This window comes from Citrobacter meridianamericanus (genome assembly GCF_041320245.1).
Taxonomy (GTDB): domain Bacteria; phylum Pseudomonadota; class Gammaproteobacteria; order Enterobacterales; family Enterobacteriaceae; genus Citrobacter; species Citrobacter meridianamericanus.
This window is the reverse complement of record NZ_CP101036.1, coordinates 891,459-904,967: the sequence shown is the minus strand read 5'-3', so window position 1 is coordinate 904,967 and position 13,509 is coordinate 891,459. Positions and strand designations below refer to the sequence as shown.

Sequence of the window (13,509 nt, the reverse complement as noted above, 5' to 3'; positions counted from 1 at the left end):
CACCTCCTGTGCGCTGCGTCGTTAAGATTTCGACTTAGGCATTTGTGAAACTAACGACAGACTGACGTCCATACCTTCAACCTGGAAATGCGGAATGGCATACAGGCGCACACGGAAGAAACCGGGGTTATCCTCAATATCCTCTACCACGACACGCCCATCACGCAGCGGGTGTGATGCCTGCAAGTCATCGCCAGGATCGGTCATTTCGGTTACCAGACTGCGCAGCCAGTTATTAAGTTCAAGCTCAAGCAGACGGCGATCTTTAGTCGTGCCAATATTTTCCCGCTGCAGGATTTTCAGGTAGTGAGCGATACGAGAAAGCAGGAAGATATATGGCAGACGTGAGTTAATCCGGCTGTTAGCCGTCGCTTCCGGAGTATCAAACTGCGCAGGTTTTTGAGCCGAGTTAGCAGAAAAGAAGCAGGCGTAATCACGATTTTTATAATATGAAAGCGGAATAAAGCCGAGATTAGCGAATTCAAACTCACGGGTTTCCGGAATCATTACCTCAGACGGGATTTTCACCTGATTACCTGTACCCAGATCGTACAAATGGATAGGCAAATCTTTAACCGCACCGCCCGCCTGTGGCCCACGGATCTGGACGCACCAGCCATTCTTGATAAAACTTTTCACCATGTTCACAGCGAAAGAGAAAGAGGCGCTGGTCCACAGATATTTTTCGTGATCCGGCCCCTTAACTTCTTCAACATAGTTAAAACTACGTACCGGCACGGTATCAGGGCCATACGGCAGACGCCCCAGTACACGCGGCATAGTCAGCCCGATATAGCGTGAATCGTCGCTATCACGAAATGCTTTCCACTTGATGTATTCAGCACGTTCGAAATAATCATTGATATCTTTTATGGCCGCGACTTCTTCCATATTTTCTTTCAGGAAGAATTTAGGCCCCACGGAACCAATAAACGGCATATGACAGGCAGCCGAGACGCCAGAAATATTGCGCAGCAGTGCAATATCCTGCGGGCTGTTATCAAATTCGTACGCTGAAATCATTGCCGCAATGGGTTCGCCGCCTGGTTGGTCATATTCTTCAATATAAACATGACGGTATAACCCACTCTGAATAAGCTCCGGCGCGTCGTCAAAATCATCACGTAGCGCATCCTTGCTGATATCCATCATTTCTACACGGACATTTCGGCGAAAATCGATGCCGGTAATCATCGAATGCAAACCACGCCAGAGCGATTCTTGTTTTTGAAATTCTACATGATGCATAACTTCATTAACCTGGTCGCTAATCTGCTTATCCAGGCGAGCAATCTGCTCATCGAGCAGCGTTTTATCCAGACGTTCCAGGGGCTGCGCAGCATCCGCCAGACATGAGACCAGAACCTGAATCGCAGCGGTCACGCGTTCAGCCGGCGCGGCATCAGATAGCGCTTCATCGCTCTGCCACGCATCGATATTTTTTAATGTCGAAACCGGGGCAAGATTAATTTTGTCAAAGAGAGACTGATAAACGCTGCGTTCACTGGTCGTGGTGGTCGCGACTGAAGAAGTATGTTCCTGAACAGACATCAGCATATTCCTTTTATGATCCTTTACTATTCCTGCCGATTAAGCGGAGGAAACCCTGTATAGCGTTAAATCTCTTTCGGCATCATGGTTGCCAGTTCTTCACGCAGTTCCTGACTCAGGGCTGGATCTTTAAGGATGATTTCCAGCTCGCGACGAAAAGCGGCGTTATCGAGTAAGTTAGATTTCAGGTCACGCAATAAGTTACGCATAGCTAACAAAACGCGTAATTGTGGGATATTCCTTGCGACCTGTTCGGGTTCAAAATCGCGGATATTTTTAAAGGTAAGGTTAATATCGTCTTTTCTGTCATCGCCAGCCAACGTATTTTTAACACTCAGATTAACTACTGGTGAGAACTTAGCCAACACATCGTTAAAATTATTCTTATTAATATCAACCTTTTCGCGCTCCGATAATGGTCGTTGTTCTCTACCATTACTGAAATCCCCCACGGTCAAAAGCTTTAACGGCAATTCAACCTTTTTTTGCACGCCTCCGGTATGTAAATCTAACTTAATATTAACGCGTGCCGTCGGCACTTCATTCTGAAAACTGTCACCCATACGTCCCTCTCAGACCGGCGATTCCTGCCGATGTTTTGCGTTTCCTGACGGAGCACTTTTCCAATTGCTCAACGTGTTTCTTACAACGTCATTTCTGTGGGCAGTCAACAATTACCGTTAATGACAATTAATGATTATAATTAGTATGTCGATGTAATCCGATATATTCCACGCGGGAAAACATGATCGGCATCACTAATCAACCAAATAACATATTAGTGATATTTATTTAAAATCAAAATCAATAAAACATTTATTTAATACAAGCAGCAGGAATTAATCATCGTTAAAAGCATTCATCAACCAAATGCATTTAAGCTATAAAATATTACCCAAGAAAATACTTATGAATTTATATATACACTACGTAACTTATTTAAATATAATCAGCACCAAGTTAACTGTAAATTAAAAAAGCCGGAGATAGACTCCGGCTTTCGTATTGCAATCAGAAACATGCCAAAAGATTACTCTTCCTTTACCACAATCAGCGGTTCGATATCGCTCTCTTTTTTAATCACCAGCGACTCATCGCCGCGCAAGCAGGTCCCGCCGTAGTTACCGCCTACGGTGAAAGTACAAACCTGAATATATTTACCGGCAATGTTTGGCAGACACCAAAGCTGCTGATAAATGTTCTTCTGCTCGGCAAACTTACCGCTGGTTTTATCCAGCAATTCTTCCTGATGACTCACCAGATCGATGTTGCTGCCACAGCGTCCTGCAATAGGTTTCACCGCATAACCGGTTTGCGCCAGCTCTTCATTAACCGTGAAATCGGTATCAAGCAAATAGCGGTGATGCGGAAAAAGCTGCCAGAGGATCGGCAAAATCGCTTTGTTGCCTGGGATCACCGTCCAAAGAGGTTCGAAGACCAGCACCTCCGGGCGCAGCAGCACGTCGATTAAACGCACTTCCTGATTGGTATGCCCGGTACGAATTGGCACCGCGGCGTACTCCGTTTCGCTAACCTCTCGCACCTGCTCTATCGCAGTTTCCCACGCCCAGGTTTTCCAGACACAGTTCACCAGGCGACCGTCACCGTCAATCAGTTGACCGGCATCATCCCAACATAGCTCATCGAGTCCATGCAGAATTTTGCTGTCAAACCCAGCCTGACGCAGCGCCTGCTGCATAAACTGTGCATGGTAATTTTCCTCTATATCTTTGTCCTGCATGATGTGGACAAAAGGACGCGCGCGGCTGTGCTTCCAGGCACCCGCCAGTTCGTTGATCAACCCTTCAGCCGGGTTGTGTCCCTGCCCTGTGTAGCCCCGCTCAGCCCATCTTTCGAGGATCAAACCGGCTTCGGTATGGCACGATGCGGAATCGGCGTTGTACTCATACACCTTCAGCCCGCGTTCATCCATACAGAAATCCATACGCCCCGTAATCATATGATGCCGACGACGCTGCCAGGAAAGGCGCAGTCGCGGCCAGAGGATTTTCGGAATATCGAACAGCGCCAACAGGTTGTCGTCTTTCAGTACCTTGTCGGTCGCGTGCAGGTACATCAGGTGCAACTCGTTCGTGGCTTTGATCAGCTCCTGCTCGGCACTCTCGGTAATGGTGAAGTACTGATGCGGATCCTGATTAATGACGTGGCCGTTGGCCAGCACGTAGGCTTTTTGCAGCGGATCCTGCTCATCCAGCCATTTACCGTCAAATTGTCCGTTATCTTCCAGTCGCGCACCGCCAATTTTCAGCGAGTCATTGGCGATTTCCGGCTGCGGCAGGCTGTAACGAGTATCCTCGGTCTGGATCATCCAGCCAAGGATGGTGGTGTCGTCAAAGGTATCCCGCAGAGTGTAGCAACCGTTTTCAACCACCATCTCCAGCTCGCGGGTCCACTGCTGTCCGGGAGGCAGCGGCGTATGGAGCACGTTCTGTTCGGCAATACGGATTTTGTTTTCCAGCAACTGGGTGACGACCGCCACATGGCCGGTATCTTTAAATTCGCCGCCTTTTTGCCAGATAAGCAACGCGCCTGCTACCGGTGCGCGGGGTGAACCATTGGGAAATGCCTGTAACGGCAAGATATTGTCATTCACCACTTCACGCAGGAAGCGTAAGGAGAAGATCTCCCAGGCCATGCCTACATCGGTGAAGACCACACCATAGTTAAGGAAGAGAAAGCGGCGTGCGAACTCTACGCACTGCCATTTGTGGCCCATGTATTCGTCGTCGATATAGCTGCGAAATGCCGCATCATCGTCGTAGTCCCGTGGGTCAAGGGAGCTGTAATCTGAAGAGTAGATTGCTACGCCGCCTGGGGCGTAGCCCAATAATGTCCCGAATGGGGCATCCTGACTGGTCGTTCCTTTGCTCATGCACCTTACCTCAAAACAATACAGCCTGAGCAGGTTGGCGTGAATTTTTCGCTCTGATTGCCTGCTCTGCGACACTAACCGGACAGAGGTCGACACCATCATACACCTCAACGCAGCGGCTGGCGCTCAGAGGCGAAAAATTCACAGCAGGATCTACGCCTGGGTAAGGATTACCGGCACGCTTTTATAGGCCGGAGTCAAACTTTGTGTATCCACCGCGTCCAACGAGAGCAGGACATTCGCTTCAGGCAGATACGCGCCAATTGAGCCCTCCGCCATGTTGTAAATCACCACCGTTAAACCGTACATGATGCGATCCGCACACGGCTGACCGTTGTCGTCCAGCGCCTGAACGTTAACCACATCACCCTGGCTCAGACCACGAGCCGCCGCTTCCTGGGCGCTTAAAAACACCACATCCCGACGACCAGTAATGCCACGATAGCGATCGTTCAGACCATAAATCGTGGTGTTGTACTGATCGTGGCTGCGTAGCGTCGCCAGCACAAGCGCAGCAGCAGGCTGGTTCTCCCGCTCTACCGCCCGCTGATGGCTGACGATAAAGTTGGCTTTGCCATTTACCGTTCGCCATTCACGGCGCGATGCAGGGGTATCCATACGAAACCCGCCCGGTTCAGCAATACGGGCGTTGTAGTCGTGGAACGCCGGGATCACGGCTTCAATGGCATTACGGATCAGCGCGTAGTCCCCGGTCAACGCTTCCCAGTTTACCGGCGAAAGCGGCAGCGTGGCGCGCGCCATGCCCGCCACAATCGCGGGCTCTGATTTTAGCCAGCGGGAAGCCGGTTTCAGCGCGCCACAGGACGCGTGAACCATCGACATCGAGTCTTCGACGGTCACCGACTGAATGCCCGTCGCCTGCATGTCGCGCTCGGTTCTGCCCAACGCGGGGAGCAGGTAGTTATGTTTTGCCAGCAGCAAATGCGATCTGTTAAGTTTGGTCGCAACGTGAACCTGCAGATCCAACTTTTTCATCGCCGCAAAGGTACGCTGCGGCTGCGGCATCGCCACCGCCAGATTACCACCCATGCAGATAAGCGCTTTTACGTCTCCGCGCTCAATGGCGCGAATACTCTCCACGCTGGAGCGGCCATGTTTGCGCGGAACGCGGATAGAGAAATGCATCTCAAGGCGTTGCAGGAATTCTTCGGACGCCGCTTCGTTAATACCCACGGAACGATCGCCCTGCACGTTAGAGTGACCGCGCAACGGGCAGATCCCCGCCCCCGGCTTACCTATATTGCCTTTCAGCAGCAGCAGGTTTACCAGTTGCTGGACGTTCTCAGTGCCGTTTTTATGCTGGGTGATGCCCAGACCATAACAAACGATAGTGGCACTGGATTTACTGTAGCTGTGCGCCAGATCTTCCATCTGACTGCGCGTCAGGCCTGAGTCCTGTTCCAGTTCCGCCCAGCTACGCTGGCGTAAGTCATCATACAACGCGGCATATCCGGCAGTGTGATCATCGATAAACGCATGATCGAGCGTCGGTTGTTGATCCAGTAAGATCCGTGCCTCATCCATTTCGATCAGCGCCTTCATGATGCCTTTGAGCAGCGAGGCGTCACCGCCCATTTTTACCTGGTAGTAGTCGTGGCTCAGCGCCGTCGCCTGACCGGTGAACATCTCTTTCGGACTTTGCGGGAAGCTAAAGCGCTCAAGCCCCCTTTCGTTCAGCGGATTAATGGAGATAATTTTAGCCCCGCGTTTGGCAACGTCGCGTAAGGTGGTCAGCATGCGCGGATGGTTAGTGCCTGGGTTATGACCGATACAAATCACCAGATCGCAGTGGTCAAAATCCTCAAGTTCAACGGTCCCTTTTCCAAGGCCGATAGCCGGCGTTAGCCCTGCGCTGGTCGGTCCGTGGCACATGTTTGAGCAATCAGGGAAGTTGCTGCTGCCATATTCGCGGGCAAACAGTTGATACAGGAACGCCGCCTCATTTGACGTTCTGCCGGAGGTGTAAAACTCAACCTGCTGGGCTGAATCATAACTGCGCAGACGCTCGCCGATTTCCTGAAATGCGATATCCCAATCCACCGCTCGCCAGGTATCTGATGCGGCATCGTATTTCATGGGATGCGTCAAACGACCGATATTTTCCAGCTCATAATCGCTGTAGTGCCAGAGTGCGGAAACCGGGTGACGGCTGAAAAATTCCGGTGACGCTTTCTTGTTGGTTGTCTCCCAGGAGACCGCCTTAACGCCATTTTCGCACAACTCCATTGGCGCCCGATGCTCTGGGTCCGGCCACGCACAGCCTGGACAGTCGAACCCTTTAACCTGGTTCATTTTGAACATCGCGATAATGTCGCGGGCGACAGCCTTTTGCGAAAACAGCGAAGCAGTAACGGCTTTTACCGCGCCCCACCCACCCGACGGGCCCTGATAACCGCTTACTCCTGGAACACCTTTTTTCATTATTACTGCTTATTCACCACCAATTTTTGATGGTGAATACGGTAGCAATTTCCGTGCAACATTGATTTCCTCTTCATGGAGTACAGGCCAGGTACAATGAACGGGTTAGATTTATCTTCCCCTTTCAGCACAAAACGGCATAAAGTCCCAATCTGTTAAATTGAGTTCTACCTGGCTGCTACACTGCATCAAACAACCACTCAGAAGGCAGATCACTATGTCAGACAATACCTATCAGCCCGCGAAAGTCTGGACGTGGGAAAAATCGAACGGCGGCGCGTTCGCCAATATCAACCGCCCTGTTTCCGGCGCCACCCACGAGAAAACGCTGCCGGTTGGCAAACATCCGCTGCAGCTCTATTCGTTGGGAACGCCAAATGGGCAGAAAGTGACGATTATGCTGGAGGAGTTGTTAGCACAGGGCGTGAAGGGCGCGGAATACGATGCCTGGCTCATCCGCATTGGCGATGGCGATCAGTTTTCCAGCGGCTTTGTGGAGGTGAATCCGAACTCGAAGATCCCGGCGCTACGCGATCACTCGCAAAACCCACCGGTTCGCGTATTCGAATCTGGCGCAATCCTACTCTATCTGGCGGAAAAATATGGTTATTTCCTGCCGCAGGATTTGGCTAAGCGTACAGAAACGCTGAACTGGTTGTTCTGGTTACAAGGCGCTGCCCCGTTCCTTGGCGGTGGCTTTGGTCACTTCTATAATTATGCGCCGGTTAAAATTGAATACGCGATTAATCGCTTCACCATGGAAGCCAAGCGCTTACTCGACGTGTTGGATAAACAGCTAGCGCAGCATCAGTTTGTCGCCGGAGATGAATACACCATTGCCGATATGGCGGTCTGGCCATGGTTTGGTAATGTGGTTCTGGGCAACGTGTACGACGCGGCAGAGTTCCTTGACACCGGAAGCTACAAGCACGTACAGCGCTGGGCAAAAGAGGTGGCAGCGCGTCCGGCGGTTAAACGTGGTCGGATTGTAAACCGCACTAACGGACCGCTGAACGAGCAGCTTCATGAGCGCCATGACGCCAGCGACTTCGACACCAGCACCGAAGATAAGCGCCAGGGCTAACGCAAGATGCCGGATGGCGGCATAAATGCCTTATCGGGCCTACATCTAAGGCATAGGCCCGATAAGCGCAGCACTATGAGGCACAAACCGGTTGTCACGCGCTGGTGACGTCGTACTCCATGCGGCGAAGTGCGTCTAACGTGGCTTTAGCTTCATCTTCATCAATGATGCTCATGGCGAACCCTACGTGCACCAGCACCCATTGCCCGACCAGCTCAGCCGTATCACCTTCACAAATCAGGGCAATATTGACATCACGTTTGATGCCGCACACTTCAACCTGCGCAAGTTGGTGAATATCTTCACCAACGGCCAGAACCTGACCAGGGACTCCAATACACATATCTGACTCCGCCCCATAGCAACCTATGGGTTATTCGACTTCAATACTTTTCACTTTCAGTGAATCGCCCGCATCAACTCGCAGACGATCCCCCTGACAATGTGGGCACTGCGCATCATGCTGGGTGATTTCCACAACCTGACTGCAATCCCAGCACCATGCCTGGGCTGGCTTGTAATCAATATGCAGCTCACACCCTTGCGCCAGCGTCCCCTGACAGACGATGTCGAAACTGAAACGCACGGCGCTCTCTTCAACGCAGGAGAGCGCCCCGATTTCCAGCCAAACGCCGGTTACTCGTTTGACACCGTGCTGCTCTGCCTGCTGTTGAACAATCTCAACCGCGCTCTGACAAAGGGACAGCTCATGCATTTTCGCAGTTCCGACGACCCAGCAGCAGCGCGCGGCGATTGAGCTGCGGCGCATTTGGATCGCTCACCGGCAGCGATAACAGCATTCGCGCGCAATCGTCAGTCAAGCGTACGCCTTCCTGCGCCGACATATTGTGCGAAAGCGGTGACATCAGTGAACAGGAAAGGTATTGCGATACGCCCTCCAGTTCACCAACGGTAAAGGTCATCTCGCCATACGGCAGACGCAGCCCGATTTTTTCGCTGACTTTACGTACCGGCCAGATCTGGTCTGGTCCAGGGAAAATCAGTGCGCTGAGCATCCAGGGTGTGATAACACACCCCGTCCACTGCCCTTCAAACAGCGTAAAATCAGAGACATATACCGGCATGTTCGGATGCAGAAAAGAAAGATCGTGCATCGAGCGCCGGGCAACCTCTTCAAACGCTGCCTGAATCTGCATCTTCGGGGCCGTCTGAAAACCGACAAACTCCTCAGACATGAGCCGCCTCCCGAGGGATCGCTTCAACGCCTGATTCGCGAAGCGCGGCAAGAACCTGCTCAAGCGCAGGTTCAATCATCGCTTCGACCGTTGGCGTTAGCCCGATATGCGGCTCCAGCGATTCCGGAATAATGCCGACTAACGTCAGCTTTTTCGGAAACTCGCCGGTGAAACGCAGGGCCGACAAAACGTCGGCCAGGCCAAGCTGGTGCGGTGAGATTTTGTTGGTAAACAACGCCGGGATCTCTTCATCCCGCAGGACCATCATCGTTCCTGGCGTGTTTTTCTTCGACACAATAGCGTCAGCAATGATCAGATGATCTCTGTTCGCCATATCGCCGAGAAGCTCCATCCCAGCCGTACCACCGTCCAGAACATCAACAAAGTCTGGCAGGATGTACCGTTGCTCTAATGCCTCAACGATACGTACCCCGATGGCTTCGTCGGTCAGCAAAATATTGCCGACCCCTAAGACTAATATCCGCATTACAGAACCTTAACTGAGACCACTTCGTTCCCGTCAACGTCCACCACATGCACCGCACATGACATACAAGGGTCGAAGGAGTGAATGGTACGAACCACTTCCAGCGGTTTGTTTGGATCGGCAATCGGCGTTCCTACCAGCGAGCGCTCATACGGTCCCACTTCATCATTAAAGTTACGTGGGCCAGAGTTCCAGGTTGACGGTACAACCGCCTGGTAGTTGCTGATAATGCCATCTTTAATCACCATCCAGTGAGACAGCATACCGCGCGGCGCTTCGAGGAAACCAACACCTTTGAATTCGCCCGTTGCCGGAATATCCGGTTTCACGAAGGTGGTGTGGTCGCCTTTACCGATGTTCACGATCAGCGCGTTGTACTGATCCTGCAGAACGTTCTGCAGTTCACAGCAGTGAACGGTACGACCAATAATACGGCCCAGCGTAGAGTGCAACTGCGACACTTCGATAGTTTTACCGGTCAGCTTGGTGTAAATCGCGATGATTTCATTCAGCTTGGCATGAGTAGACTCGCGTTTGGCCGCCAGTTTACACAACATGTTGGCCAGCGGCCCCACTTCAACCGTTTTACCGTAGAAGGTCGGCGCTTTAACCCAGGAGTACTTACCGTCATCTGACCAACCGGTGTAATCAGGAACCGTTGTACCTTCCCACGGAGCCTGCGGCGCTTCGTCTTTGTACCACGCGTGTTTCGCACTCTCCTGAATCCCTTTGATCAGGTACTCATCGGAGTGAGAGGTGATCGGACGATAGGTCGACAGATCTTCATTGGTGATGTAACCCCCCGGGAACAGGAAGCTGCCGTTTTTACCGTCAGTCGGGAATTCCGGTGCGCTCAGATAGTTAACCGCACCCTGACCACGTTCCAGCCACTCAGGATAGAACGCCGCAATAACCGCAGTATCTACCTTGTAAACCTGCTCAACGAAGTCGCTCAGCTTATCAATGAAAGACTTGATGTACATCAGGCGTTCAAGGTTCAGCACGCCAAGACCGTCGAGGTTAATTGGGTTAGCAACCCCCCCTACTGCCAGGTTCTGGATGTGCGGCGTTTTACCGCCCAACAGCGCCACAACGCGGTTGGCATCACGCTGGCATTCCAGTGCCTGCAGGTAGTGAGCGACCGCAATCAGGTTCACTTCCGGCGGCAGTTGCATTGCCGGGTGACCCCAGCAACCGTTGGCAAAAATACCTAACTGACCGCTGGCAACAAGGTCTTTAATCTTGTTCTGAACCTTAGTGAACTCTTCTGCGCTGTTCAGGTGCCAGGAGGACACACCGTTCAGCATGGCAGACGCTTTCGCTGGATCGGCCTTCAGCGCAGAGGTGATATCCACCCAGTCCAGCGCTGAGAGCTGATAGAAGTGAACAATATGGTCATGCGTGGTGTGCGCGGCCAGAATGATGTTACGGATATACTGTGCGTTTACCGGAACATCAATATTCAGCGCGCTTTCTGCAGCACGAACGGAAGAGATAGCGTGAGTGGTCGTACAAACGCCACAGATACGCTGCACAATCATCCAGGCATCGCGCGGATCGCGGTTTTTCACAATTTCTTCCATGCCGCGCCACATGGTACCGGAAGCCCATGCTTTAGATACCACGCCATTTTCGATTTCGCAGTCGATGCGTAAATGACCCTCAATACGGGTTACCGGATCAATAGTAATTCTCTGGCTCATGCTTTGCTCGCCTCATGACGATTTTGATCGTTTTGTTTTAAAGGAGGAAGTATCGGCAGTAGACGAATGAGTACGATGTATGCACAAATCTCAATAGCCACAAAACCAATAGAAATCAACAGTTCTTCCCAGGTCGGGAAGTAGTGGTAGCCACCACCAGGATTGAACGCCACCAGCGAATAGGACAGACGCCATGTCGCACAACCCAGCAATGCGCTCAGCGCAGACAGATACAGCATGCGCGAGTCGTTACGCAGCTTAGTGACGCGCAGCACCACCAGTGGGAAGACCATCAGCACAACCTCAAGCCAGAACATGGCTGAGTAGAAATCGCCTGCAAACGCATACGACAGCTTGTCGCGATAGATCAGTTCGCCAAAGCGCAGAACCACGAAAATCGCCAACAGCACGCTGATGGTGTTCGTCAGCTTGATGAACAAACTTTTCTCGTCAGGGCCGTTACCTTTCAGACCAGCTTGTACTAACGAGCCTTCAAAGATGACGATCGAGAAGCCCATTATAAAGGCGGTTAATACCGAGAAAAGCGGCAACATTTCATAAGCTTGCCAGAGCGGATGCACCTTATAACCCGCAGAAATCATCAATGAACCCATTGAAGACTGGTGCATGGTTGGCAGCAGCGCGCCGAGGGCAATAACAAAGAACATCACTTTATTCAAACGCTTGAGAGAAACTTTCCACCCAAGACGTTCAAACAGAGCCGGAGCAAATTCCAGCGCCATGATGCCGATATAGATGGTCATACAGACCGCCGTTTCGAACAGTACCGAGTTCACATTGAAATGACCCGGAATGTAGAAATACGGCAGGTTCCAGTAACGACCGACGTCAATGGTGATCGACAGACCGCCCAGCGAGTAGCCAAACAGGCTCGCCAGCAGCGCCGGACGTACCAGCGGATGGTATTGTCCTCTGTTGAAAACATACACCGCCCACGCCAGCGCCCAACCGCCGCACGCAAAGCCAGTACCAATCAACAGGTCAAATGCAATCCATACACCCCATGGGAAACCGCCGTTCAGATCGGAGACTGAACCCAATCCGAAGACCAGACGTTTCACGATCAGGAGCATGCACAGGACGATAAGCGGCCCAAAAATAATGACCGGTTTGCTGATTATTTTTCCGCCCAGCGGTTTAGGATCATGACTCATGATCGTCTCCTCCATCGTGATGGTCGTTTTTCGTGTTACGACGAACCAGCACGGTTAAGCCCGCCAGCGCAGCCAGGGGTAGTATCATGCCCTTGTACAGGGAATGTTGAACATGTTCGGAACGCGCACCGGTTGAAAGATCATCCAGTTTCGGCAGATCCAAATCCTCGTAAGGAACACCCGTCAGCACCATAACCTGCGTACCACCCCCCTCATTCTCACCGTACAGATGGGGGTAATACTTCGGTACCGTATGCAGGTAGGTATCGCCTGCTTTCACCGTTTGACGCGGATAGTGGTATTCGCTGCCAGGCTTCAGCGCGAGACGTTTTTTCGCCTCAGCCATCAGCTCTTCACGGGTACCAAAAATCACCGCACCGGCAGGACACACTTCAACACAACCCGGTAAACCGCCTTTGTCCAGACGCTCAACGCCTTTCTGGTTACACAGTTCACATTTGTGAAGCGCACCAAACGGGTTGTTGTAGTCGTACTTAGGCACGTTGTACGGGCAGGCAACCATGCAGTAACGACAGCCTGTACAGACATCTTTGTCATAGTGGACGATGCCGGTTTTCGGATCTTTCTTCAGCGCGGAGACCGGGCAAACGGAGACGCAGTTCGGATCGACACAGTGCATGCACTGTTTCTTAATATATGCGTAGCCATTTTCTTCCTGGTCTTTGTTCACACCTGTTCCGCTACGCCACACCTGGATGATGTTATTGGTATACGGAGACAGTTTGTCGTTGTTCGACCAGGTCTGCTCGCCTTCCGGGTTACGCGCCGGGAAGTTGATATCCTGACACTTGGTGACACAGGCCTGGCAGCCTACGCACAGCGTCGAGTCATAGAGCATCCCCAAAGAACCAGGGATCGGCGGACGGTTTTCTGCAGCCGCATGGCTGATGGACGGCGCGGCGCCCAACAGCAATGCCCCGCTGGAGGCTGCTTTAATAAAGTTACGTCTGTTCACGG

At 51.9% G+C, this 13,509-nt stretch carries 12 protein-coding genes; 1 reads left to right on the top strand and 11 read right to left on the bottom strand.

The genetic code is table 11. From position 1 onward, the window contains the following. Positions 1-21: 21 nt before the first annotated feature. The 4 genes from tssC to NMD08_RS04355 all read right to left on the bottom strand — a co-directional run bounded on the left by tssC (position 22) and on the right by NMD08_RS04355 (position 6,886). Complete coding sequence (gene tssC, locus NMD08_RS04370; RefSeq protein WP_187253245.1) at positions 22-1,551, bottom strand: type VI secretion system contractile sheath large subunit; 1,530 nt, start codon at positions 1,549-1,551, stop codon at positions 22-24. A gap of 65 nt (positions 1,552-1,616) precedes the next feature. Further along, positions 1,617-2,114 carry a type VI secretion system contractile sheath small subunit gene (tssB, locus tag NMD08_RS04365; protein ID WP_151217707.1) on the bottom strand — a complete coding sequence of 166 codons (498 nt, stop codon included), beginning with the start codon at positions 2,112-2,114 and terminating at the stop codon, positions 1,617-1,619. Positions 2,115-2,581: 467 nt separating this feature from the next. Next, positions 2,582-4,444: a bifunctional glutathionylspermidine amidase/synthase gene (gss, locus tag NMD08_RS04360; RefSeq protein WP_151217708.1), complete on the bottom strand. Its 1,863-nt coding sequence runs from the start codon at positions 4,442-4,444 to the stop codon at positions 2,582-2,584. A 153-nt stretch (positions 4,445-4,597) separates the two neighbouring features. Then, on the bottom strand, positions 4,598-6,886 hold the full coding sequence (locus tag NMD08_RS04355; RefSeq protein WP_370619592.1) for an FdhF/YdeP family oxidoreductase: 2,289 nt from the start codon (positions 6,884-6,886) through the stop codon (positions 4,598-4,600). Positions 6,887-7,103: 217 nt separating this feature from the next. On the opposite strand from NMD08_RS04355, the gene yghU reads away from it, so the two are divergent. After that, positions 7,104-7,970, top strand: a complete 867-nt coding sequence (gene yghU / locus NMD08_RS04350) for a glutathione-dependent disulfide-bond oxidoreductase (RefSeq protein WP_278238336.1) — start codon at positions 7,104-7,106, stop codon at positions 7,968-7,970. Between the two features lie 94 nt (positions 7,971-8,064). Here the strand turns inward: yghU and hybG are convergent, their stop codons facing one another. The 7 genes from hybG to hybA are packed head-to-tail and all read right to left on the bottom strand — an operon-like array spanning position 8,065 to position 13,507. Further along, positions 8,065-8,313, bottom strand: coding sequence for a hydrogenase maturation factor HybG (gene hybG, locus NMD08_RS04345; protein ID WP_003024459.1), 249 nt, complete (start codon positions 8,311-8,313; stop codon positions 8,065-8,067). 30 nt (positions 8,314-8,343) lie between these two features. Continuing rightward, complete coding sequence (gene hypA, locus NMD08_RS04340; protein ID WP_003024462.1) at positions 8,344-8,685, bottom strand: hydrogenase maturation nickel metallochaperone HypA; 342 nt, start codon at positions 8,683-8,685, stop codon at positions 8,344-8,346. Further along, the gene (gene hybE, locus NMD08_RS04335) at positions 8,678-9,166 is read right to left on the bottom strand and encodes a hydrogenase-2 assembly chaperone (RefSeq protein WP_151217711.1); all 489 of its coding nucleotides are present in this window, start codon (positions 9,164-9,166) and stop codon (positions 8,678-8,680) included. Before hybE ends, hypA begins: the two co-directional genes overlap by 8 nt. Continuing rightward, positions 9,159-9,653: a HyaD/HybD family hydrogenase maturation endopeptidase gene (locus NMD08_RS04330; protein ID WP_003024473.1), complete on the bottom strand. Its 495-nt coding sequence runs from the start codon at positions 9,651-9,653 to the stop codon at positions 9,159-9,161. Before NMD08_RS04330 ends, hybE begins: the two co-directional genes overlap by 8 nt. Next, a complete protein-coding gene (hybC, locus tag NMD08_RS04325; RefSeq protein WP_003024476.1) occupies positions 9,653-11,356 on the bottom strand; it encodes a hydrogenase 2 large subunit in 1,704 nt (567 codons plus the stop codon). The genes NMD08_RS04330 and hybC overlap by 1 nt, the downstream gene beginning before the upstream one ends. Further along, the gene (gene hybB / locus NMD08_RS04320; RefSeq protein ID WP_003024479.1) at positions 11,353-12,531 is read right to left on the bottom strand and encodes a Ni/Fe-hydrogenase cytochrome b subunit; all 1,179 of its coding nucleotides are present in this window, start codon (positions 12,529-12,531) and stop codon (positions 11,353-11,355) included. The genes hybC and hybB overlap by 4 nt, the downstream gene beginning before the upstream one ends. Then, positions 12,521-13,507, bottom strand: coding sequence for a hydrogenase 2 operon protein HybA (gene hybA, locus NMD08_RS04315; RefSeq protein WP_187253248.1), 987 nt, complete (start codon positions 13,505-13,507; stop codon positions 12,521-12,523). The genes hybB and hybA overlap by 11 nt, the downstream gene beginning before the upstream one ends. Positions 13,508-13,509: the final 2 nt, after the last annotated feature.

Coding starts and splice junctions, on each gene's coding strand:
- hybC (WP_003024476.1), bottom strand. CDS start 11,356: ATGAGCCAGAGAATTACTATTGATCCGGTAACCCGTATTGAGGGTCAT.
- yghU (WP_278238336.1), top strand. CDS start 7,104: ATGTCAGACAATACCTATCAGCCCGCGAAAGTCTGGACGTGGGAAAAA.
- hybB (WP_003024479.1), bottom strand. CDS start 12,531: ATGAGTCATGATCCTAAACCGCTGGGCGGAAAAATAATCAGCAAACCG.
- hybG (WP_003024459.1), bottom strand. CDS start 8,313: ATGTGTATTGGAGTCCCTGGTCAGGTTCTGGCCGTTGGTGAAGATATT.
- NMD08_RS04330 (WP_003024473.1), bottom strand. CDS start 9,653: ATGCGGATATTAGTCTTAGGGGTCGGCAATATTTTGCTGACCGACGAA.
- tssB (WP_151217707.1), bottom strand. CDS start 2,114: ATGGGTGACAGTTTTCAGAATGAAGTGCCGACGGCACGCGTTAATATT.
- gss (WP_151217708.1), bottom strand. CDS start 4,444: ATGAGCAAAGGAACGACCAGTCAGGATGCCCCATTCGGGACATTATTG.
- tssC (WP_187253245.1), bottom strand. CDS start 1,551: ATGTCTGTTCAGGAACATACTTCTTCAGTCGCGACCACCACGACCAGT.
- hypA (WP_003024462.1), bottom strand. CDS start 8,685: ATGCATGAGCTGTCCCTTTGTCAGAGCGCGGTTGAGATTGTTCAACAG.
- hybE (WP_151217711.1), bottom strand. CDS start 9,166: ATGTCTGAGGAGTTTGTCGGTTTTCAGACGGCCCCGAAGATGCAGATT.
- NMD08_RS04355 (WP_370619592.1), bottom strand. CDS start 6,886: ATGAAAAAAGGTGTTCCAGGAGTAAGCGGTTATCAGGGCCCGTCGGGT.